The following is a 24,107-nucleotide window of genomic DNA, read 5'->3' as shown; positions in this document are numbered from 1 at the left end:
TGCGCCCCGTCGGGACCGCATCTTTGACAAAATTGTCACATCCCGGGGGGTATTTTCATAATCCGATCCGGCAAAGACGCGCCGCATCCGATGGCCGTTCTTGGCAGAATCCCGCCATTTTCCGCTCAGGGCACCGCAGCACGGCCAAATGGGGGCCGCACTGCCGGGTGCTCGACAGGGATCAGTCCCGTGCATAGATATCTTCGTAGCGAATGATATCATCCTCGCCCAGATAGCTTCCGGTCTGCACCTCGATCAGGACCATCGGCACCTTTCCCGGGTTCACCATTCGGTGCACAGCCCCCAGCGGAACATAGACCGACTGGTTTTCCGTCACCAGTTTCACCTCGTCATCCACCGTCACCTCGGCGGTGCCTTCGACCACGATCCAGTGTTCGGAACGGTGATGGTGGCTTTGCAGGCTCAGGGCCGCGCCCGGATGCACGACGATCCGTTTCACCTGAAACCGGGTGCCGGTGACCAGACTTTCAAACCATCCCCAGGGCCGGTGATCCTTGGGAAAGGCCTCGGCCTGTTTCACCGCTTTGCGCTTCAGCGCGCTTACCGCCAGTTTGACATCCTGCGCCCGCGACACATCGGCCACCAGAACCGCATCGGGCATGGCGATTGTCATGATGTTTTTCAGACCGATGCCCACAACCTGCATGTTCGGATCCTCTGACCGCAAAAGCGTGTCGTCACAATCCAGCGCCGTGGCCGCCCCCGACAGGGCAACCCCCCGGTCATCACGCCCGGTTTCGCGCCAGACGGCATCCCAGCCGCCCAGATCGGACCACCCGGCGGCGAACGGCACCACCGACAGGTTCGCAGCCCGTTCCATGACCGCATAATCGATCGAGATATCCTCGGCCCGGGCCCAGGGGCCGGGGGCCAGACGCAGGAACCCCAGATCACTCCTGCTCTCGTCCAACGCCGCCTGAACCGGGGCCAACAGGCCCGGCGCATGATCGCGGAACGCCGCCAGGATGGCGCGCACGGAAAACAGGAAAATCCCCGCATTCCACAGGTAATTGCCCGCCTCGACCATTTGCGTGGCCCGACCGGCATCGGGTTTTTCGACAAACCGCACCAGGGGCAGGGGCCGGGCCGCGAAATCGCCTGGATCCTCGGCCAGTTCAAGATAGCCATAGCCGGTTTCGGCATGGCCGGGTTTGATTCCGAAGGTGACAAGCTGCCCGGCCTGCGCGGCAGGCAGGCCCGCCATCACGGCGGCGCGAAACGCCCCGGCATCGGGCACCACATGATCAGAGGGCGCAATCAGCATCACGCCTTCGGGGTCGGTTTTTTCCAGCCACAGGGCGGCGGCCAGAACGGCGGGCGCGGTGTTGCGCCCTTCGGGTTCGATCAGGATCGCGCTGGGATCAATCCCCGCACCATGCAGTTGTTCGGTCACGATAAAGCGGAAATCCGAATTGGTCAGAACGATGGGCGCGCCAAACCCCGCGCCCGAAAGGCGCCGGGCCGAGGCCTGAAACAGGCTTTCATCGCCCAGAAGATTGGCAAACTGTTTGGGGTATGATTTGCGCGACAGGGGCCACAAACGGGTGCCGGAGCCACCACAAAGAAGGATGGGATGAATCATCTGAATATTATCTCCGTATAATAAGCGCGTTCGTGGCATGGGGCCTTGCCCGGCAATGGCGGGTCTGAATCTGGTCGGTGTCAGGCCCGAATATCGCCTGTCGCCTTGAACCATTCATAGGTTGCCGCCACCCCGTCTTCCAGTCCAACAGTGGCCCGCCAGCCCATATCGGCCAGGCGCGACACATCCATCAGCTTGCGCAGGGTGCCGTCGGGTTTGCTGGTGTCCTGAACAATGCGGCCCTGAAATCCGGTTGTCCGGGCCACGGTTTCGGCCAGTTCACGGATCGTGACATCGGTTCCCGTGCCGACATTGATATGGCTGAGCATGGGGTGGGTGTTGGCGTCGTAAACATCGCGCGGCAGGTCCAGCACGAACAGGCTGGCCTCGGCCATGTCATCCACATGCAGGAATTCGCGCATCGGTTTGCCGCTGCCCCAGATCACCACCTCATCGGCGCCGCTTTGTACCGCCTCGTGAAAGCGGCGGATCATGGCGGGTAAAACGTGGGAATTTTCCGGGTGGAAATTATCACCCGGGCCATAAAGGTTCGTTGGCATGACCGAACGGTAATCCACCCCGTGCTGGCGGTTATAGCTTTCGCACAGCTTGATCCCGGCGATCTTGGCCACCGCATAGGGTTCGTTCGTCGGCTCAAGCACGCCGGTCAACAGGGCGTTTTCCTGCATCGGCTGGGGCGCCGCCTTGGGGTAGATGCAGGAAGACCCCAGTTGCAGCAACCGTTTGACGCCCGCCGCAAAGGCCTGATGGATCACATTGCATTCGATCATCAGATTTTCATAAATGAAATCCGCAGGATAGGTATTGTTGGCATGAATGCCCCCCACCCTGGCCGCCGCCAGGATCACCACATCGGGGCGTTCTTCTGCCATGAAATCACGCACGGCGCCCTGTTCGGTCAGGTTCAGATCACCACGGGCGCGGGTGATCAGGGTCAGATCCTCACCCGCGCCCTTGCGCGCCTCAAGACGACGAAGGATTGCGCTCCCGACCATACCACGATGGCCTGCAATAAAGATTTTCGTCATCAAATCATGTCTTTCACAGAGGATTCAGTACCTTTGAAAGACACTTGGCCAAATGTGCCTGTTCATAAAGCCCCCCAATCCCACTCAACTTTCCACGCTCACCGGCACGCCCATCCCGTGTTCCTTCAGCAAGGCATGACGGCGCGCGGTTTTCAGGTCTTCGGCCATCATCTCGGCGCAGATGTCCTGGGCCGTGATTTCAGGGATCCAGCCCAGTTTTTCCCTGGCTTTCGCCGGATTGCCCCGCAGGGTTTCCACCTCGGCGGGGCGGAAATATTGCGGGTCGATTTTCAGGATCACATCGCCCACCTTCAGCATCGGGGCCTTGTCGCCCGCGATTGCGGCGACCATGGCGATTTCATCCACCCCGGTGCCGGAGAATTCCAGCGTCACGCCCATTTCCGCGGCTGACCAGGTGATGAATTCACGCACCGAATACTGCACGCCGGTGGCGATCACGAAATCCTCGGGGGTGTCTTGTTGCAGCATCATCCACTGCATGCGCACGTAATCCTTGGCGTGACCCCAGTCGCGCAGGCTGTCGATGTTGCCCAGATACAGGCATTGCTCCAGCCCCATGGCGATGTTGGCCAGGCCACGGGTGATCTTGCGGGTCACAAAGGTTTCGCCGCGCCGGGGGCTTTCGTGGTTAAACAGAATACCGTTGCAGGCATAGATCCCATAAGCCTCGCGGTAGTTCACGCACGTCCAATAGGCATACATCTTGGCCACCGCATAGGGCGAACGCGGGTGAAACGGGGTGGTTTCGGTTTGCGGTGTTTCCTGTACCAAACCGTAAAGTTCAGAGGTGGAGGCCTGATAGAATTTGGTCTTTTTCTCAAGGCTCAGAAACCGGATCGCCTCCAGCAGGCGCAGGGTGCCAATGGCATTCACATCGGCGGTATATTCCGGGGCCTCAAAGGATACGGCCACGTGGGACTGGGCGCCAAGGTTGTAAACCTCGTCGGGCTGCACTTCGGACAGGATGCGCGTCAGGTTGGAACTGTCAGTCAGATCGCCGTAATGCAGCTTCAACCTGGGGTTTGGCTGATGGGGATCCTGATAGATGTGATCGATCCGCTGGGTATTGAAGCTTGAGGCGCGGCGTTTGATGCCATGCACCTCATATCCTTTCTCCAGCAGGAATTCGGCCAGATACGATCCATCCTGGCCCGTGATACCTGTGATCAGAGCTGTCTTTGTCATCTTGTTCCCTGCCCCCCGGTTCAAAATCAACCGGCCCGCATATGGCCCGCACCACGGCACCCTTTTATCCGCCGCACCGGCCGGCATTACAAGGATGCCCTCTCGGCCGGTCTTGGGCAAAAGACCACCTGCCTGTCCGAAAACGAACAGGGGGCGGTGTCAGAGGATGAAGTCATCCCCGCTCAGGGCCGGGGCGCCGGCCAGCTGGATGGTGAAATCATTGGCGCCGTCGCCATCAACATCGCCCACGACATAGCCTGAGAAACAGCGCAGCTCGCCCGCTGTGCCGCTAAAGGCCCCATAGCCGATGAACGACAGGTTCAGGGCGGAAAGGTTGATATGGTCAACCCCGACCTGAAAATCGGTGATCACATCGCGCCCGGCGCCGATCCCGGCGTCAGCGGCGCTGTTGAAGATGAAAACATCCGCCCCCGGTCCACCGGTGATGACATCGCGCCCGCTGCCCGCCACGATCATGTCGTTGCCCGCACCACCATAGATGGTGTTGCTGCCCGCGCCGGCAAAGATCGCGTCGTTGCCCGCACCGCCGCCGGTGAAATCATTGCCGGTGCCCAGATAGATCGTGTTGTCGCCATCGCCGCCAAAGATCCGGTCGTTGCCCACGCCCCCGGCCAGAAGGTCATCGCCGGCCCCTGCGGTGATCACATCATTGCCGCCGTTGCCAAACAGCCGGTTAACACCGTCGCCACCGCCGACAATCACATCGCGGCCCGTGCCGCCCTGAACACTGTCGTTGCCCAGACCCCCATAGATGGTGTTGTTGCCCGCGCCGCCAATGATCGCGTCATTGCCCGCGCCGCCCCCGGCGAAATCAGTGCCAAGGCCAAGATAAAGAGTGTCGTTGCCCTCTTCACCGAAAACCCGGTCGTTGCCCGACCCTCCGGCAACCAGATCGTTGCCGGTGCCACCATAAAGCGTGTCATTGCCCGCGCCGCCATAGACGAAATCGTTATCGGCGCCGCCCCCGGCCAGATCACCGCCTGCCCCGGCGGTGATCGTATCATTGCCGCCGTTGCCCAGCAGCAGGTTGGTGCCAGCGCCACCGCCCACGATCACCTCGTTGCCGGAGCCGCCATCAACGCTGTCGTTGCCCCCGCCGCCATAGATCGTGTTGTTGCCGAATTCGCCGTGCAACGCATCATCCCCGGCACCGCCGCCGATGGTATCATTGCCCGACCCGCCAAAGATCGTGTCGTTTCCACCATAACCCAGCAACAGGTTGGGCTGCGCGCCTTCACCGTGAATTTCATCGTGGCCGTTGCCCCCGAACACCGTATCTGCCCCGGCGCCGGTAAAGATCTGGTGCCCCGCGTCAGACGCATAAACGATGTCTCTTCCCGCCCCGGTCATGATCCGCTCAATCGTGGTGCCGGGGACGATGGTCAGATTGCCGGTCTGCCCATAGATGTTGGAAAGCCCCTCTGGGCGATGGTCAACGACCTGATTGGCGGCGCTTGAGCGCAGATCAAGGGTGTCGAACCCACCATCATCAACGATGGTCCAGGCCATTTCATCGCCCAGGGCCCCGGCGGCGCGCAGGGCGCTCAGATGGTCATAGGTGCCCCCGGCGGTCGAATTGTCACCGTAAACGGTATCGCCCGTGCGCAGGGGGATCGTGCCATAAAGCGCGCGGATCGCCAGAATATCGGCCACCATCGGTGTCGCCAGAAACGTATAGCTGGCATTGGTAAAGGTGTTCTGGTGCTGGCTGAAATACGACATCACCGACATTTGCCAACTGTCATTGGCAAAAAGATTGTCCTGCCCGTATTGGGCGGCGTTGTTGTAATTGCCCGGATGGTTCAACCCCAGGGCATGTCCGATCTCGTGAATATAGACATGAACCGAATAGCTGTTGAACCCGGTCCCATAGGTGGCCAGCCAATCCATGGAGATGTTCACCCGGGCGCCGGTCAGGGTGGTGTTGGTCGGATCCGCCGAGGAAAAGCTGTAGGATGTCGACGTATAGGCGCCATCAAGGCCATCATCCAGCGTGATCACAGGGGCCGAGGCGCCAAAATCAAAGGTGATCCCGGTCACGGTCGTCCAGGCCTCAAACGCCAGTCGCGCGATGCTTTGGCCTTCTGCGGTAAGGCCCGACATCTGAACCCCCACAGAGGCGCCCGGCGCGATATCATAGCCCGCGGCCCGATCCCCCTGAGCATCCAGAAGCAGTTGGTCGGCGATCTGGGCGAATGTAAAAACGGAGGTTCCGCCGCTGGCGTTGTTCTGTGGGGGCATTGGGTCTTTCAATCACTTGCGCTGTCGATACGGGGGCTTTGGTCGGTGTGATCCGCAGCCCGAAACACCATCATCCGCAGAGATCATGGCGCACGCGCCCATGGATGCCCCAAAACGATGAACATCTAAAGAAGTAGCGACGCAAAAGACCGAAAACACGGCGTATTCATGGCGATTTCGTCACGATGTCCAACGTCCAGGGATTTTCGCAATACCTGAAACACGCTGCCCGGGCCCCGGTTTGCGTGATCAGGCCTGTCTCGGGGCGTATTCGTCACGATACCAGCGCACGAAGGTGTCAATTCCGGCGGCGAATTGGGTGTTCGGGCGATACCCGGTCAGATCCTGCAACAGCGTGGCATCGGCCCAGGTGGCAGGCACATCGCCTGGCTGGATCTCCATCAGGTTGCGGATCGCGGGCTTGCCCAGAGAGGTCTCGATCGCCTCGACGAAATCCAGCAGGCGCACCTTGTCGGAATTGCCGATGTTGACGACGCGGTAGGGCGCCACCGGCGACAGGCTATCGTTTGGGGCGATATCGGCGGCGCTGGCGGGGCGTACCGGCACCGCGTCAATCAACAGGGCGATGCCGCGCACCAGATCGGTGACATAGGTGAAATCACGATACATTTCGCCGTGGTTGTAAATGTCGATCGGACGACCGTTTTCGATCGCCTCGACGAATTTGAACAGCGCCATGTCGGGCCGCCCCCAGGGGCCATAGACGGTAAAGAACCGGAACATCGTGGTCGGCAGATCGTAAAGATGGGCATAGGAATGGCCCATCGCCTCGGTCGCCTTTTTGGAGGCAGCATAGATCGTCATCGGCAGATCGGCCTTGTGCGTCTCGCCATAGGGCATCTGGGTGTTGGCGCCATAGACCGACGAGGTCGAGGCCATCAGCAAATGCTGCACCGGCAGCGCGCGGGCCAGTTCCATCACGTTGAAGGTACCGACAATGTTGCTTTCAACATAGGAGCGCGGATTTTCGAGGCTATAGCGTACCCCCGCCTGCGCCGCGAGATGCACGATCACATCCGGGGCAAAATCATCCCCGATCCGGGTCAGCAGCTCCATATCCTCGACCCGGCCTTCGGTGCAGGAAAACCCGGAATTCTGCAACAGAATGTCATGGCGCCGCTGTTTCAGGCGGACATCATAGTAATCGGTCATGGCATCCAGGCCATGCACCTGCCAACCCTGCTCCAACAACAGCTGGCCGAGGTGAAAGCCGATGAACCCGGCGCTGCCGGTGATCAGGATCCTGCGTGTCATCTTTTCCTGTCGCAAAACAAAGCCTGGGCCACAGACACCTTGTCTGCGGGCATGGATATTTCCGTAACAGAAGATGGCAACCGCGCCAAGACAACCGCCGGTGCGCCCCCCCGTTTCAGGCCACTCTCTTACGGGGCTCTGCTTGGCCAGCCTTTCGTCAGCTGCGTTCTTCAAAATTCAGGTGATAGGTTACGTCCAAAGCGCCACCATCATAGTTGAATTCAATGCTGTGGGCCGGATCGGCCCTGCCGAACGAGCGCGATTGCCACCCGCGCAGCACCGGCGTTTTCTGCCCACTGACGGCAGTGATCCGGGCAGGCTTGCGATCCGGGCGGATCGTCATGACGGTGTTCTGCCCTGCCACACGCACATTCGAACCTTCGATCGTTACCACCTTGTCCGCCGGCACAAGAAAACGCGTGGTACAGGACGCCCCCGCCGGCACCCCGTCCTGCACGATCAGCCTATCCGAAACGGTGATCCCCAGGGACGGCCGTTCCAGCATGATCCGACGATGCGCGACATGACCGGGGAACATATGCGACACCATCTGAACCCAGGCGCCGTCATCATCTGAATGATAATCCCCGATCCGGTTGCGCCCGCCCTGGGTCTTGAAATCGCGGATCGGTTCGACCCCGTCAGGGGCGCTGAGCGAATGGGCGTAATGGCTGCGCAAATGCATGCGCATCGGATCCTTTTCCTCGTATTTGTACAGCCCGCCATCGGTGATCCATTCCTCGCCAAAGGCATGCAGCACAAAGGACGTATCGTCGTCGTGGCGATGATAGCGGCTGTTGAAGGCGCATTTGGTCAGCAGATGCAGATCGTCAATATCCCCCACCCACTGCGCAACGCGGCCCAGCCCGATTGCGGCAGGATAAGATCAGGCGCGGCGGGCGGGGTGCCCTGTTTGCCTTCACTAATGGAAAACAGGTATGCAGAATGGTTTTTCGGCAGTGCATGACCGGGAAAAATGTCCTTGTACCGGATCGCTTCGGTATCTCCGATCGGACAATATATCCCCTCCGGGTTTATCATATACGACAGGGCAAGTGTTGATTTTCTAAGAATGTCGTCAAAGGTGGATCGTTCATCTGGTATATCCCCCCTGTATCTTTCGAACAGGACATTGATCTTCAAAAGCTGCCAGATGCCATATTTTTGATATTGCGGGCTGTTCTCATTATGCCCCCCGTCACTTGAGAACGCAACTTCCACCTCATGGTGTATTCTCGCCAAAGCGATCTTTCGAAATTCATCCGCCCAGGATTCGTGGCGGGAATCACAGCACAGGATGAACAACGCCAGAGATTGCTCAAGCCCGTGGTTCGTCCCTTCCGAATATTTTGTTTCATCCGCCAGAAATCGCGCGTGCGCTTCGAACATCGTGCGCAAAAGCCTGAAATCACTATGCGTAACCCGCTCATCCTTGTTTAAATGGGGGCGCAGGTGTTTGCGCAAAAGAACAAGATTTTCAACGCGTTTAGCGCTGCCGTGATCATGCCACGCATAGGCTGGTGCTGTTTTCGGATCGGAATGACTCCGCCACCATGATCGAAGCGCAATCATGGCCCATACGCCTCCTTGAATATCTTTTTGAGTTCGGTCATAGGCAACCAAGCTTTGCAGAAAGTTGAACTGATGCAGTAACCAGACCCAGCTTCTGTTCTTGAACGGGTCCATTTTCCAGTTCAACACGGGTCCAATTTTCGCGAAGCCAAATTTGTCAGTGTACCAATACCCTGTCTCAAACAAAGTTTTTCCAACATCCGCATTGGATGCGGGTACGGTCAGGGGTGGACCGACGCTCGAAGGTTCCATTTTTATACTTTCTGATAGTTTTTGGAAATTTTCTTCTATCTTATCCATATTATTAATAAAAATATCTGCAACTTCAACAGTTGAATGCGTTAATCCATGCCCCACACCTAAGCGCACTTCGCTGGAAAAATTTATCTCTTTTTTCAACATGTCCAGTAATAGAGGAAATACCTGCTCTTCCAGATAATTTTCTTGATCGTGCCGGATACCAGAAATAGTGAACGTTGTCGGCATTCGCTTTCGAAGCACATTTCTGAGATCATTATATTTATGCTTGATGCCGCTTTGAAAGATGGGTTCAAAAAATCTCTTCATTCCCCGATCTGCATAGGTAGATCCTAATAGCAAAGTTTGCGGGATATTTGCATAAACTCCTCGGGCATAATTTAGCGATCCATGAAGCAGGGAACCGTAGCCGCCCATCGAACTTCCCGCAAAAAATACTTTTTCGCCCCTGTAAACGCTATTGATAAGGGCTGGCATCGCGCGCAGCCAAAAAAGATCCCCGTTTTCTCCCAGATACCAACTGCCCGCACCTTTTACCCCAAAGTCGTCCACCGGACACAAAACATTCCACCGAGGATCATGGAATTTTGTGGTCCGTGGAGATACGGTATGTCCGTGCAAGTGAACCAACAAAGGGGCATACACATCCACCGCAGGTTGGAAAGTGTATTTAATATTACGACCTTCGAAAGAGAAAATCTGAGTGTTCATCAAGTTTTGTGCCCCAAACTCATCTGGTCACGTTCAGTTATTGGAACATCGGTCTTCGAACAGAACCCCATCCAACCGCGCATAGATATTCGCGCTGCCATAGCGGTCGACCACCAGGGTGCGGTTGGCCTGGGCCTGGGCGGTCTGTTGTGCCCGGGAGCTCTGGTGGTGCCGGATGATCCTTTCGGCGGCCTGGCTCAGGTCTTCCACGATCCATTCTGGTGAATAGATGTCCTTTGCCTCGTTCCAGTTCCAGACGACCGGGTGACACCCCGAAAGAACGCCGTCCGCCAGGGCATAGTGGAAACTTTCGAAATCGCTCGGGGACAGGATATAATCTATGTCGTGGTAAAAACGGGCAACATCATTGCCCCAGTTGTGAAAAGTGATTCCGGCACCGGTTCCGGCAGTATTTTCAATCTTCCTGTACTGTTCGAGATAATATTTCAATTCATCAGCACGGGTGCTTTTCTGCATGAACGGAATCGTCTCGGGGCGCTTGCCCTTGATGTGCAGCTCGGTCCTGAAGCCGCGGCCTGACAGTTCGACCGCCAGATCCACGGCGCGGTCAAAGCGCTTTCGCTGCGGGGCAATGCCGACCATGCCAAGGCGGATCGTGCCGTCAGACTCCTTTTTCTCCAGAAGATATTCGTCCTCAAGAATGAAATTTGGCAGGACATGGGTTTTTTCGACGGGAAACCCGAACATCTCAACAGCCGTGTCGCGGACATATTCCGAAACGAAGATGAAGGCATCGACCCGTTCGTGGTTCATCGCACGACCGAACGGCCGGGCCGAGCCGTAAATTTCCTGAAGATGGACGCGCACGACAAGTTTCGGCCCACGAGGCAGGTTTTTCGAATACCAGACCGCATTGGCCAGGCCCCATTCACAGAAAATCACGTCATTATCGGCAAGCTGACGGCGGGATCGCGCCTCGCTTTTGGCCTCGCCCCAGTTCCAGGGGTCGAATACGACGGATTCGCCCCGGGATTTCAGTTTCGAATAATAGGGATAGACGAATTTCGGGTCATGGGCGGCGAAACAGACCCGATGGCGTTCTGCAAGCGGTTGGCACCGGGTTTCATCGTGAAACCTTTTGGCGATGTTCGGGATGGAATGTTGATCATTTATCTTCTGGCGCAACTCCCGGGAAACTTCGCGGTTGTCGCCTGACAGGATCCTTCGGAAATCATCGATATCGCGGGCAAAAAAGGCATAATCCGCCCCCAGGCAGTTCTGGTTGGTCTGGCTTGGATAGGTGATGCAGGGAAGACCCGCCACTGTCCCTTCCACCAGTTTGGTAGACAGTTCCAGCGTGTGTTCCTCAAAATTCGCCGGGCGCCAGCACCAGGCAAAATCCATCTGCTCCATTTCATTGGAGACATCTTCCCTGTCCAGGGCCCCCAGGCGCCGCGCGCCGATTCCATCCAGTATACCGTTGATTTCCTTTCGGAATATCTGGTTCATCTCATAGGTGCCAGCCCCGGCGACCTTGTCACCGATCACCGTCAGTTCGATCTGCATGCCTTCCTCGCGCAGCGCCTTGACCCATTCGACCAACTGGTAGATGCCCCATTGCGGGGCGATCTTGCCGGCATAGCCGATGCGGATCACCGAAGGGCGCGGGCGTTTCTCGGTGCGCTGGTTGATCAGATCGGCAAACACCGGGGGCGGCAGGGCGATGGCCTTGAACGGAAAGGTTGTCATCTGACGCATCAGATCCTCGATCCGGGGCGTCTGTACCAGCATCGCGGCCGACTGGCGGGCCAGCACATCAATGCTGTCGCGTGCCAGTTCCCTTACCTCGATCCCCGTGTCGGTGTGGTCATAAAGGTTGGTGATATAGGGATAGACCCGGCCGTGGAACTGCCGGTCCACCATCAATTCATTCGCGGGGTCGATCCCCCGCACGACGATTTTCCTGAGCCGGGGCAGAACATGATCCAGCGAACGGATCAGCGCCACACCTTCCGGCGCTTTCATCCGCTTGATGGCGCTGTCCACGTTGTCAGGCGTCAGGATCAGGATGTTCTCTTGGTTCAGGATATTGTCGATCACCGTCGTGCGACGGATCCGATCCTGGGAAATCACGATCGCCTTGCCCCCCGACGCCAGGATCGAGGCCATGGAGGACATCCAGATCGCCGATCCGTCGACGGTGTTCAGATCGATATCAGCGTAAAGCAGTTGTTCTGCATCGAGAAATCCGCGCTGGCGGATCAGGGTTTCCCAGGGCACCCGGGTTTCGGGGATGTCCAGCGCGCGGGCGATGGTTTCGGCGGTGCGCGTCCAGGTCCGTTCGCGGGTGACCCAGTCGCGCCCGGCCGCACCCAGACGCGCGCGCAGGGCGGGATCCTTCAGAAGCTGCCCCAGGGTTTGCGCGAAAGAGGCGATATCACCCTTTTCAAAGATCAGCCCCGTCTTGTCATGTTCGATCATCTCGTTCAGGGCGCGCAGTGACGACACCACGACGGCCTTGCCCATCGCCAGCGCCTCAAGCGGTTTGAGCGGCGACACCATTTCCGTCACCAGTTGCGACCGGCGCGGGAACGGCGCGATATCGATCAGCGAATAATACGCCTCGACCTCGTCATGGGGTACGCGCCCCGGCATGATCAGCCAGTCTGACAGACCGCTGTCCTGTGCGATCCGTTCTATTTCCAGCATGACCGGCCCCTTGGCCGAGCTTGAACCGGTATCCGCACCCACCAGCAACAGCCGGAAGTCCTGCCCCTGTTTGCGCAGCTGCGCGCAAGCCTCGGTCAGATCCTCCAGCCCCTCGTAGGGCGCAAAGGATCCGATATAGCCGATCACCGGAACATCGCGCGGCAGGCCCAGCCTTTCGGCCAGGGCATGATCATAGGGGCGCGGGCTAAAGCGGGACGGATCGCAGGAATTGGGAACCAGTTCGATCCGGTCTTCGGCCACGCCGCGCGCGATCAGTTCCTCGCGCATTGGCTGGGTCAGGGTAAAGATACGGTCGGAATTGCGCGACACCAGCACTTCGAAGGCGCGCTGCATCTGATAATTGAACGTCGTTTCGACTTCGGGTTCGCGTGACAGGCGGGTGATTTCCCAAAAACCCCGCACCTCGTACCAGAACGGAATGCCCAGCCGCCGCGCCGCAATCAGCCCCGGCAGGGCGTTGTTGTAATTCGACGCCGCCATCACCGCCTGGGGCCGGATCTCGCGCAACCGCGCCTCGATCACATCCGCCGCCCCTTTCAGATAGGCCGACAGATTGCTGGTGCCCAGCAGGATCGGCGCGGGATCATGCAGGTATTCCACCCCCTCGACCGTGTTCGACGGCACGAAGGGCATTGAAGGTTTGAGATCCAGCGGAAAACCCGGCCGCGACAGGCAGGTCACGTCAATGCCGCAATCCTTCATCCCCAGGGCCATGCCCTGGGCGCGGGTCGCATAGCCGTTGGACACCTGCGGCAGGCTGTAGTTCAGCAGATACAGAAGGCGGCCCGGCACCGGCTCGATCTGCGGGGTGTCGGGCCGCGCCAGATTGTCCAGGATCGTCAGGCAGGACACCGCCGTCTTGTTCAGCTGCTCCAGCGCCTTTTTCGGCGTCGGCCCGGCCTGGGCGGAATAATGTGCCGCCAGGCTGCGATACATATCGAGCGCCGTTTCCACGTCGTCGCCCCGCTGGGCCGCCCAGAACATCATCCTTCGCAGCCCCGGATCCGCGTGATGTTCCAGTCCCATCTTCAACAGTGGCAATTCCGAACCCTGCCGCCCCGCGTTTCGCAGGTACTGCGTCGCTTTCGCCAGACCGGCGCTCAGATCCTGATGTGAAAACGACAATCCACCGTCGCCCTGTTCGTCCTGCATCCGTCAAATCTCTTTCGTGAAAAATCGGGTCGTCAAAATGTTTGTCATGAATTCGGCAGGCGTGCTTTACCCTGTTTTGTAGCGTAATGCTTCTGCGCAACAGCCTGCCGCAAGTCAACCCACCCATGGGTCGCACCCGGGTGGTAAACCCCGGGCTGATGGGCACGGGGGCTTCGGTGCGGGGGTTATACGATGAAGGTGCGCAGGTCGATCAGGGACAGGCGGAAATCATGGGTGGGCAGAAACAAGATCAGGTCGCGCCAGGGGGCCTGCAGCGGGATCTGATCGCGATACTGCACCGACAGGGCGTCAAGGTGGCTGGCCTCTTCGGGGCGCGCCAGAAGATGCTTGTCAAAGAAACAATCGACGAAACCCTCCGCGGTGCCGCTGCGCAGACAGGCGCGCATCACCATGATTTCAGGCGCCGCCACCCGCGCCGCAAAGCCCAGAATGCCCGATTGGCCCAGATCGCCCGCCGGCAGCGCCACATGCAGCCCGACCCAGCCGCCCGGATGGGGCCCGGTGCGCGCGTCGAAATCGAAAATCCGCCCCTTTGGGGAGTGGAAACTGCCCGACAATTCCAGCGCCGGATCGGCATGCAGCGCCAGCCCCGGCAGAAACTCGATATCCGGGGCCAGCGCGCCCTCGCGGGTTTCTTCGCGCAGCACGGCAAGGGTATGATTGGCCTGCCCATCGGCGCCGGGGGTGATGCTGTCTGTCATGGGTTTGATCCGTTGTCTTGCGTTTCAGGTGCCTTTGGGGCCGGAGTGCCGTACCGCGTCACTCTACCGTCACGGATTTGGCGAGGTTGCGGGGTTGGTCGACGTCGGTGCCTTTTTCGACCGCCGTGTGATAGGCCAGTTGCTGGATCGGGATGGCATAGGTGATGGCGGCGAAGGGGCTGTTGAACTCGGGCATTTCGATCTTTTGCCACACGCCCGCGCCGCCCTCTTTCAACCCCTTGGCATCCGAGATCATGATGATCTTGCCGCCGCGCGCCATGACCTCTTGCATGTTGCTGACGGTCTTGTCGAACATGGCGTCGTGCGGGGCCAGGACGACCACGGGCATGTCCTCGTCGATCAGGGCGATGGGGCCGTGTTTCAATTCGCCGCTGGCATAGCCTTCGGCGTGGATATAGCTGATTTCCTTGAGCTTCAGCGCGCCTTCAAGGGCCAGCGGATAGAACGCGCCGCGCCCCAGAAACAGCACATCGTCGAACCGCGCCAGATGCTGCGCCACGCCGTGCACCTGCGGCGCGATACCAAGGGCATCCCCCACAAGCCCCGGCACCGCGCGCAGCTGGTCCGACAGGTCGCGCGCACGCGCCGCGTCGATGGCACCGCGCTGGCGGGCCGCCTGCAGCGACAACGCCGCCAGAACCGCCAGTTGCGAGGTGAACGCCTTGGTCGAGGCGACGCCGATTTCCGGGCCCGCCAGGATCGGCAGCGCCAGATCGCTTTCGCGCGCGATACTGCTTTCGGTGGCGTTGATGATCGACAGGATGCGCCCCGCGCGCCCCTTGCAGTACCGCAGGGCGGCCAGGGTATCGGCGGTTTCGCCCGACTGGCTGACGAACAGGCACAGGGTGCGGGTGTTCAGGGGCGGTTCACGATAGCGGAATTCCGACGCGATGTCGATTTCCACCGGGATCTGCGCGATCTGTTCAAACCAGTATTTCGACACGAAACAGGCCAGCGACGCGGTGCCGCAGGCCACCATCACGATCCGGTCGAACGCGGTGAAATCCACGCCGTCCTCCAGCAGATGCTGGCCCTCGCGGTTCTCGGTGTAATACTTCAGCGCATTGACCAGGGTGGTCGGCTGTTCGGCGATTTCCTTGGCCATATAGTGACGATGCCCGCCCTTGTCGGCGCTGGCGGCATCAAGGTTCACCATCTTGCGTGCGCGCGTCACGGACACATGGGTTTCGTCCAGGAATTCCGCCCCCGCCCGGCGCAGGATGGCGATATCGCCTTCTTCGAGATAGGTGATTTCATTGGTCATCGGCGCCAGCGCCAAAGCGTCCGAACCGACGTACATTTCCCCCGTTCCCCAGCCCACGGCCAGCGGGCTGCCCTTGCGGGCGGCGATGATCAGGTCATCCTCGCCCTGAAACAGGAAACACAGGGCATAGGCGCCCTCAAGGCGGGCGATGGTTTCCTTTGCGGCCTCGATCGGGGCAAGGCCGCGGTCCAGATGCCAGTTGCACAGCATGGCGACGGTTTCGGTGTCGGTTTCGCTTTCGGGGGTGATCCCGTGACTTTCGAGAAAATCGCGCAATTCGCGGTAATTCTCGATGATGCCATTGTGCACCACGGCAACACGGCCGCGCTGATGGGGGTGGGCGTTTATGGTGGTGGCCGCACCGTGGGTGGCCCAGCGGGTGTGCCCGATCCCCGCCATCCCCGCCAGCGGGTCATGCACCAGAACATCCGACAGGTTCACCAGTTTGCCCATGGCACGGCGACGATCCAGCTTGCCATTCTGCACCGTGGCAATCCCGGCGCTGTCATAGCCGCGATATTCAAGCCGCTTCAGCCCCTCGACCAGCAGCGGAGAAACCTGATGAGACCCCAGAACACCTACAATGCCGCACATGATGAAAATCCCTGGTTGCTGAAATTATGATTTCTTTGCCTTGAGCGCCAAAAGACGTTCACGGATTTGCCGGGCCAGACCCGGCTTGTTGGTTTGCCGCTGGCGCGCCAGGGCCAGAGCGCCGGCCGCCACATCGGCGGTGATCGTCGACCCGGCCGCCACCATTGCGTGATCGCCCACATCCACAGGCGCCACCAGGGCCGCGTTCGAACCGATAAAGGCCCCCGCGCCGATCCGGGTGTGGTGTTTCAATACCCCGTCGTAATTGCAGGTGATCGTGCCCGCGCCGATATTGGCGCCCGCCCCGACCTCGGCATCGCCGATATAGGACAGATGGCTGACCTTGGCGCCCTCGCCGATCACCGCCTTCTTGATCTCGACGAAATTGCCGATCTTCGCGTCCGGGCCGATCTCGGCGTCCGGGCGCAGGCGGGCATAGGGGCCGACCTGTGCGCCATTGCTGACATGGCAGCCCTCAAGGTGGGAAAACGCCCGCAGGGTGGCGCCGTTTTCCACCGTCACGCCGGGGCCGAAAATCACATGGGGTTCGATCATCACATCGGCGCCGATATGGGTGTCATGGGAAAAATACACCGTCTCGGGCGCGGTCAGGGTGGCGCCGTTCTCCATCGCCTCGATCCGGCGGCGCGCCTGCCAGATCGCCTCGCCCCCCGCAAGCTCGACACGGGAATTGATGCCCAGGGTTTCTTCCTCGGGGCAGGTCACCGCACCGCAGCGCAGCCCCGATCCGTTGGCCAGCCCGACAATATCCGTCAGATAATATTCCCCGGCGGCATTGTCACAGCCCACCTGTGCGATCAGATCGAACAGGGTGGCGCGGTCGGCACAGACCACGCCGGAATTGCACAGGGTGATCGCCAGTTCCGCGGCACTTGCCTCTTTCGCCTCGACGATGCGTTCCAGGGTGTCGCCACGGGTGACCAGGCGGCCGTATTTGCCCGGGTTTGCGGCCTGAAACCCCAGAACCACCACATCGGCGCCCGCCCGGCGCGCGTCCAGCATCGCCTGCATCGTTTCGGGGCGGATAAAGGGGGTGTCGCCATAAAGAATGATCACATCCCCGGCGAAATCCGCCAGCGCCGCACGGGCCTGACCGACAGCATGGGCGGTGCCGCGCTGTTCGCTCTGAAGAACGATGCGCGCGTCCGGGTCATGATCAGTGACCCTGCGCTCTACCAGATCCGCGCCATGCCCCGCCACCACGATGGTCGCCCCCGGGTTCAGCCGCGCCCCCGCCATCATCGCATGCACCACCATGGGCGCCCCCGCGATCGGGTGCAGAACCTTGGGCAGGTCCGATTTCATGCGGGTGCCCTTGCCGGCGGCAAGGATGATCAGGGCGAGGTGGGTCATGAAAAAGCTCTGAAATTATGAAGTGATGAAACAGAAACGATGGGCCCACCTACCACCGTCATCCCTCAAGCAAAATAGCGCTGTCGTATTTTCCCGCCCCGGGGGAAACGGGGCGGTCGGCAGCGCTGGTCAGTCATCATCCGATCTGGCGGGGCGCACCATCCGGGACGCCTTGCGCAACGGCGAGGTGATGCGCCAGGAACTGCTGTGCTCCAGGCCATTCACCCGCTGACGGGCCTCGTCGCGCTGGACCCCGACATCATGCAGGTTGTCCTGCAACACCTTGATCTGATCGCGCAATGCGTTGAGTTCGGCCTGCTTTCTGTCCAGTTCACTGCGCAGGACGGCGCGCGCCTCGTTTTCCTCATGGAGGCTGCGTTCCAGAAACAGCGCCTGCCCCTCGGCCCGGCTGCGGGCCGCCTGATATTCCTTCTCAAGGGTCTGCAATTCCAACCCAAGGGCAACAACATCATTGAACCGCTCATCACTTTGGCGCGCACTCTCATCGGCGCGGCTTTCGGCGGCTTTAAGATTCTTTTCAGCCGCTTCCGCCCGGGCCCGTGTGATTTTGAGGTTCTTTTCGGCCTCATCCGCCCGGTGCTGTGCCTTTTGCAGGTCTTTCTCGAGGGTTTGCAAATTCAACCCGAGGGTAACGATGTCGTTGAACCGCTCATCACTTTGGCGCGCACTCTCATCGGCGCGGCTTTCGGCGGCTGCCAGATCCTGCCCGAGGGCCTTTTCACTTTCGCCCAGACGTTCAAGGGCCGCCGTCTGTTTCCGGTGCTCGGCGATGGCGGTATCGCGTTCCTTTGCGAGTTCCGCGATTTCTTTGGCCCGTGCGGCCTGCAACGCCTGTACGGTCTGGTCATGCTGGGCCTGCAGCGCCTGTACAGCCTGGTCATGCTGGGCCTGCAACGCCTGCAGATCGCCGTTCAGCGTGACGATCCGGCTTTCGGCATCGGCATTCTGCTGCCCGAGGGCCTTTTCGCTTTCGCCCAGACGCTCAAGGGCCGCAGCCTGCTGTTCGTTCTCGACCCGTGCGGCATCGCGGGCGGCGACAAGGGTGGTGCGTTCCTGTGCAAGGGCGGCGATCTCGGCGTCCCGTGCGGCCAGATCGCGGGTGCATGTGGCAACCGTTTCCCCCGCGTCTTCCAGCTTTGCCTGCCGGGCAGAAAGTTCCTGCCCCAGGGCCGCGATATCCCGGAGATAATCGGCGGCCTGCTGGTGGGTGGCATCCAATTCCGCGTTGGCCGTCGTCAGGGCCGTTTCAAGCGCCGAAATCCGCTGCCGGTGTTCGTCATTCCGATGGTTCAGGGCGGCCATGTCCTGGCGGGTGGTTTCGGCACGGGTGTCCGCCTCGCCGAGGCTGGCTTTCAGACTTTCGATCTCGGCTCCAAGAGCGGCAATATCGGCAAGCCGCTCGGCGCTCAGACGTTCGGCCTCATCGGCGCGGGCGGCGTCGTTCTGGCGGGCCGCTTCTGCTGCGTCCAGCTTTGCCCTGATCTGTTCCAATGCGGTCTGGCGCTCGGCGCTTTCGGTGGTGGCGGCGTCACGGGCCCGGGTCAGGGCTGCGGCATCCTTGTGGCGGCTGGCCAGTTCGGCGTTCAGGGCCGCGATCTTTTTCAGCCTCGGCGGCGGCGTTCTGGCGGGCCGCTTCTGCCGCTTCCAGCTTTGCCCTGATCTGTTCCAATGCGGTCTGGCGCTCGGCGCTTTCGGTGGTGGCGGCGTCGCGGGCCCGGGTCAGGGCCGCGGCATCCTTGTGGCGGCTGGCCAGTTCGGCGTTCAGGGCCGCGATCTTTTTCGGCATCGGCGGCGTCGTTCTGGCGGGCCGCTTCTGCTGCCTCCAGCTTTGCCCTGATCTGTTCCAGTGCGGTCTGGCGCTCGGCGCTTTCGGTGGTGGCGGCGTCGCGGGCCTGGGTCAGGGCCTCGACTTCCCTTGCGCGGGTCTGTTCGGCATCGGCGCGGGCGGTATCGAATCTGGCGCTCATCCCGTCCAGTTTGACCTGGGCGGCGGATTTTTCTTCTTCCAGGTTTTTTTGCAGATCGAATATCTCGGCCCGGGCAGCGCCCAGCAGAACATTCTTTTCCTTGAACTGGGCCGTCACGGTTTCGGCCAGGTGTTTCTGCTCGGACAATCTTGCCGCAAGGGTTTCGCACCGCGCGATGTCCTGATCGCGTTCTTCCCGGATCTTGAGGGTTTCGCCCTGCAACCGTTCGTTTTCATGGGTCTTGAGGTGCAATTCCCCGGTCCGCGCAAAGATGTTGCGTACGGCCATATAGCCCGGCTTGCCGATTTTTACCTGACACAGCCGCGACAGGCGGTCGCTCTGCTGCGGGCCGCAGAGGGCAAGGTGGATCCCCTTTTCGGCATCCAGGGTGAAGCGTCCCTCATCCCGGGCGAGGCGGCTCACATATTGGCGAAGCCGGTTCCCGCCATGCAGGAACAGGATCACCCCGCGCTCGGACATCTGGGGAAGCCAGTATTTATCGAGTTCGTCCTGAAAGGCCGGGGTGGCCGGACGGTTGACGATCAGGAAATCGATCCCTGCGTCTTCCAGAAGATCGAAAGCCTCTTCGTGACCGGCCTGGGTCAGAAGTGAAAAATCGCCGTAATGCCTTTCGTTGTGATCCTTGATCCCGGAAAGATCGGCCGGTTCTTCATCACCGGTGTCCCGGGGCAGCTGGACCCCGAAACACATGGCCTCGAGGTTCAGCTTCTCGACCGCCTGACACAGGGCGAAATGCGGAAGCGCATCGTCGATGCCCAAGGTGACGGCAATGGTCGGGCGGATGTTTTCGGTCAGCCAGAACAGCAGCGGCAGGGTTTCGATCCTGGGCGACGCCTTCAGATAGCGCGCGCGCCAGAACAACGACTGGCTGGCCAGGGGAACGAAGGGATCGAGAGATCCGTCAACGAGGCTTTGTTCCTTGTGTTGCTGGATGTTCTTGGTCATGTAAAAATCACTTTTGAGAGAACGGGATCGCTATATCGGAAGGCATGGTGAAGAACTACAGGATATTGTCATCGCGATAGAATTTCTCGCCTTCGCCGTGAATCGACCCCAGAAAGAACTGCGAGATCGCAAAGCCCATTTCGTGTTTTGGAATGCTGTCGGGGGTGATTTCGAAATGCGCCATCGTGCCGATCTGGCGCAGGGGTTCGATCAGCCGGGCGGTGTTCTGGTATTGCTGGCGCGCCCCGTAATCATCGAACAGCACCGTCACCGGTTTTTCGATGCGCAGCATGACATGGGCAAGGCAGGCACAGCGCATCCGCCCGTCAATCAGGATCAGATCGGGATGGCGGAAGAATGGTTCGTCCCAGATCGCCAAAGGGTATCTTTGGTACTTGCGCCAGTCGTCCACACTCAGGGGGCGCCCCCAGGGGCCGACCGGGCCGATATCGACAGGATAGATGACGACGGGCGATACCGGATCACCAGCCTCGATCTCGGCCTCAAGTTCCAGCGCCCATTTCAGATCGCTTTCGACGGTAAAGATCAGCTTGCCGGGCATCTGTGATGCGATCCGCGTCGACCCCCCCGAGCCGTACTCCAGAATGACCCGGGCATTGCGATAGGTTTCGGTCAGATGTGCCGCCTCGTCCTTCGACATGAAGGGGGCTCCTGGCTTTTCGATCTTGCCGTATGCCATGGGTCTTCTTTCTGTCGTGTCGCAGATGCTCTCTGCTGTTGCCGTACTTGCCCGGGGGAAATCTTTCAACAAGGTGGGGGCGGTGACAACCACATTCCGGGAAATGCGGCACAGATACCGGGCGTCAGCGGAAAGAGGCCGCGGTGGCGCGCAGGATTTCATGCATCCGCGCGGCGATTTTGCCCCAGTCGAACGTGGTTTCGGCCTTTTGACGGGCATTATGGCCCAGCCGGGCGCGCAGATCCGGGTCGCGCAGCAGGCGTTCGGCGGCATCGGCCAGCGCAATGGTGTCGCCGGGCGGAACGATCAGCCCGGTCTTTCCGTCCTCGATCATTCCTGCCATGCCGCCCACTGCCGATACGATCACCGCACGCCCCGCCGCCATCGCCTCGGCCGGTTTCAGGGGGGCAACCGTTTCGGTCACGGGCAGTGACCGGCGCGGCACCGCGACGATGTCGAACATATCAAGAAACTCTGCCACCACCGCAGTGTCGATCCGCCCGGTCAGGATGATGCGGTCGCCCAGGCCCAGATCCTCGGCCTGGGCCATCAGGACCTGGCCGCGCGGGGCGCCGTGCCGGCCCGTCCCGCTTTCATCGCCCACCAGCACAAGACGAAACTCATGCCCCCGGTCGCGCAGCACCCCCGCCGCCGCAATCAGATCCTCCAGCCCTTCATAGGCGGGAAAACTGCCGGCATAGCCGATGACGGGCATGTCCGGGGCAATCTGAAGCCTGGCGCGCATCATCGCCGCGCGGTGCGGCACGGGGGGCGCGGGATCACAACCGTTGGGCAGATAGCTGATCCGCCCCGCCGGCACCCCGCGCCGGATCATCGCATTCCGCAGGGGCGGGGACAGGGTAAAGACATGATCTGCCCCCGTCGCCACCGCGGTTTCCAGGGACCGTTCGTAAAAGAACCGCGGGCTGGTCATGAAAGCGGGCTCGCGGGCGGCGCGGCTCAGCTCCCACATGCCGCGCATGTCATAGACCATGGGCAGGCCCAGAACACGGGCCGCACGCAGGGCAGGCAGCGCACAGATATGGTTGGAGGCCGCCATCACCACAGAGGGGCGGATGGTGCGCAGACAGGCGACCAGCGCATCGGTGGCCGTCAGAACATAGGCGCGGTAATCTTCCCAGCGGGTCAGCCCGGCGCCGGGCAGACGGTGATGGGGAATGCCGTTCACATGATCGATTTGCCCCGCCCGGTCCGGCGCGGGCCGGTTCAGGATGTCGGGGGCTTCATCCCATGGAAAACCGGGCCGCGTGACGCAATGCACATCGGCCCCCGCCCGGCCAAGGGCCTGCGCCAGGGCCTGACTGCGGATGGCATACCCGGTGGAAAGATACGGCAGGCTGGAATACAGCATACAGGCAACGCGCCCGGGAACAGGTTCGACCTGCGGCGCATTGGCCGCGGGCAGATCGACAATATCCCACATATGATCGAACCGCGCCCGCAGCGGCGCGGCAGCGGCCCCGTCCAACTGCGCGATCGCCGCCCGCGCCGCCCCACGCGCCCCGAAATCCAGGGCAAGTTGCGCCAGGGCGGCGTGTTCCTTATCGGTTCCCTTCTGCACCAGCGCCTGCTGCAAAAAGGAACTGGGATCGTAGTGGGGGTCTCTGCGCATCAGATAGGGCAGAGCGGCCGTCAGCCGGGGTATATTTGTCATATGCCTTGTCGTACTTTCCGAAGGGCCGACGCGCAGGGGATCTCCTTCAGAGTAAAGCGTCGAAGTCCAACAATGAATAGATGACGGGGTTCTGCACCTCGGATGATTGCGGAACATCCAGCCGTCGCAGAACACAGCCCGAAAGACGATCAACTTCGATGATCTGCGACGCGATGATTCCCGCATCGCGGGTTTCACGATCCTGAAACTGGCTGCAGCCAACATATATTCTGTCGTCTTCGATATGCAATCCGCGCAGCCAGAACTGATTGTCCATGGATACCGCGTCTTTCAGGCGCAGATCGACGATCCGGGGCGTGCAATGCACAATATCAGCCGCGCATCCCGCTTTTTCATAGATCAAAAGGCGATGCCGGCTTGTTTCCGTGATGATGAAATCGCCACCGTGCCAGATGCCATCATGGGGTCGACCCAGCCCCCGCAACAGAATTTCACCACTGTCCAGAGACAAAAGGGCGCCTTCTTTGGTCCCGTTCATATTGCCCAGCATGGCCACGCTGTCCGATCCGATCCGACCGAAATAGTTCAGATGACACAGATCGGCGGCCTTTGGATCTCGTTTGCGCACCAACCGATCAATTTCGGGGCTGATTTCCCACAGGAACCTCCGGGCAATGAAATCGCCACCCGGAGTGAAGCGGTCAATGCAATCCATATAGGAATTGGCCAGCCATAATTCGCCGCTGTCGGGATCCATGTAGGGAATATGAAGATCCGCGTTGGCCCCCCGCCCCAAAAGCCATTCGGGGCGTTGAACCTGCCGGGTACAGTCAAAACCCGGTGACCCGTCATCATTACGAAACAGACGATAGAACTTCAGCGAAAACGAAGTGCAAACTGCCAGAAGACCCGGCGCCACGGAACAGGCACCCCGAAACCCCTTGCGGGCATAGGGCAGTTTCTCTGCGGTGCATGCCAGAAAGGGGGCGCCCCCCTCGGTGTCGAGAAGGGCGAAACCTTGTGTTTCACGTAGCCGCGAATCCAGCGGCAGCAGAAGTTTCAC

The 24,107-nt window shown here is 60.3% G+C and carries 16 protein-coding genes; all 16 read right to left on the bottom strand.

Translation table 11 applies throughout. From position 1 onward, the window contains the following. Positions 1-181: 181 nt before the first annotated feature. The 16 genes from AC0L7P_RS18325 to AC0L7P_RS18250 all read right to left on the bottom strand — a co-directional run bounded on the left by AC0L7P_RS18325 (position 182) and on the right by AC0L7P_RS18250 (position 24,107). A complete protein-coding gene (locus tag AC0L7P_RS18325) occupies positions 182-1,603 on the bottom strand; it encodes a mannose-1-phosphate guanylyltransferase/mannose-6-phosphate isomerase (protein ID WP_473435604.1) in 1,422 nt (473 codons plus the stop codon). Between the two features lie 80 nt (positions 1,604-1,683). Continuing rightward, the gene (gene fcl, locus AC0L7P_RS18320; RefSeq protein WP_473435603.1) at positions 1,684-2,652 is read right to left on the bottom strand and encodes a GDP-L-fucose synthase; all 969 of its coding nucleotides are present in this window, start codon (positions 2,650-2,652) and stop codon (positions 1,684-1,686) included. A gap of 84 nt (positions 2,653-2,736) precedes the next feature. Further along, entirely contained in the window at positions 2,737-3,858 is a 1,122-nt protein-coding gene (gmd, locus tag AC0L7P_RS18315) for a GDP-mannose 4,6-dehydratase (RefSeq protein WP_473435602.1), read from the bottom strand. A gap of 159 nt (positions 3,859-4,017) precedes the next feature. Next, positions 4,018-6,120, bottom strand: a complete 2,103-nt coding sequence (locus AC0L7P_RS18310; protein WP_473435601.1) for a M10 family metallopeptidase C-terminal domain-containing protein — start codon at positions 6,118-6,120, stop codon at positions 4,018-4,020. Positions 6,121-6,369: 249 nt separating this feature from the next. After that, on the bottom strand, positions 6,370-7,395 hold the full coding sequence (locus AC0L7P_RS18305; RefSeq protein WP_473435600.1) for an NAD-dependent epimerase/dehydratase family protein: 1,026 nt from the start codon (positions 7,393-7,395) through the stop codon (positions 6,370-6,372). 157 nt (positions 7,396-7,552) lie between these two features. After that, positions 7,553-8,239, bottom strand: a complete 687-nt coding sequence (locus AC0L7P_RS18300) for a heparinase II/III domain-containing protein (protein ID WP_473435599.1) — start codon at positions 8,237-8,239, stop codon at positions 7,553-7,555. After that, positions 8,209-9,936 carry a heparinase II/III family protein gene (locus AC0L7P_RS18295; RefSeq protein ID WP_473435598.1) on the bottom strand — a complete coding sequence of 576 codons (1,728 nt, stop codon included), beginning with the start codon at positions 9,934-9,936 and terminating at the stop codon, positions 8,209-8,211. Before AC0L7P_RS18295 ends, AC0L7P_RS18300 begins: the two co-directional genes overlap by 31 nt. Before the next feature lie 33 nt (positions 9,937-9,969). Further along, positions 9,970-13,779 (bottom strand): glycosyltransferase, encoded by a 3,810-nt coding sequence (locus tag AC0L7P_RS18290; RefSeq protein ID WP_473435597.1) that lies wholly within the window; start codon positions 13,777-13,779, stop codon positions 9,970-9,972. A 185-nt stretch (positions 13,780-13,964) separates the two neighbouring features. Next, on the bottom strand, positions 13,965-14,501 hold the full coding sequence (locus AC0L7P_RS18285) for a hypothetical protein (RefSeq protein WP_473435553.1): 537 nt from the start codon (positions 14,499-14,501) through the stop codon (positions 13,965-13,967). Between the two features lie 58 nt (positions 14,502-14,559). Beyond that, positions 14,560-16,380, bottom strand: a complete 1,821-nt coding sequence (glmS, locus tag AC0L7P_RS18280; protein ID WP_473435552.1) for a glutamine--fructose-6-phosphate transaminase (isomerizing) — start codon at positions 16,378-16,380, stop codon at positions 14,560-14,562. Between the two features lie 24 nt (positions 16,381-16,404). Next, the gene (glmU, locus tag AC0L7P_RS18275; protein WP_473435551.1) at positions 16,405-17,754 is read right to left on the bottom strand and encodes a bifunctional UDP-N-acetylglucosamine diphosphorylase/glucosamine-1-phosphate N-acetyltransferase GlmU; all 1,350 of its coding nucleotides are present in this window, start codon (positions 17,752-17,754) and stop codon (positions 16,405-16,407) included. 129 nt (positions 17,755-17,883) lie between these two features. After that, positions 17,884-19,266 (bottom strand): coiled-coil domain-containing protein, encoded by a 1,383-nt coding sequence (locus tag AC0L7P_RS18270; RefSeq protein ID WP_473435596.1) that lies wholly within the window; start codon positions 19,264-19,266, stop codon positions 17,884-17,886. Positions 19,267-19,376: 110 nt separating this feature from the next. Next, positions 19,377-20,708: a hypothetical protein gene (locus AC0L7P_RS18265; RefSeq protein ID WP_473435595.1), complete on the bottom strand. Its 1,332-nt coding sequence runs from the start codon at positions 20,706-20,708 to the stop codon at positions 19,377-19,379. Positions 20,709-20,763: 55 nt separating this feature from the next. Further along, entirely contained in the window at positions 20,764-21,369 is a 606-nt protein-coding gene (locus AC0L7P_RS18260) for a hypothetical protein (RefSeq protein WP_473435594.1), read from the bottom strand. 163 nt (positions 21,370-21,532) lie between these two features. Then, positions 21,533-23,083, bottom strand: a complete 1,551-nt coding sequence (locus AC0L7P_RS18255) for a glycosyltransferase family 4 protein (RefSeq protein ID WP_473435593.1) — start codon at positions 23,081-23,083, stop codon at positions 21,533-21,535. A gap of 46 nt (positions 23,084-23,129) precedes the next feature. Further along, positions 23,130-24,107 (bottom strand): hypothetical protein, encoded by a 978-nt coding sequence (locus AC0L7P_RS18250; RefSeq protein ID WP_473435592.1) that lies wholly within the window; start codon positions 24,105-24,107, stop codon positions 23,130-23,132.

This window comes from Oceaniglobus sp. K40-3 (genome assembly GCF_055808395.1).
The sequence above is the reverse complement of the archived record's forward strand: the minus strand, read 5'-3'. Positions and strand labels throughout refer to the sequence as shown.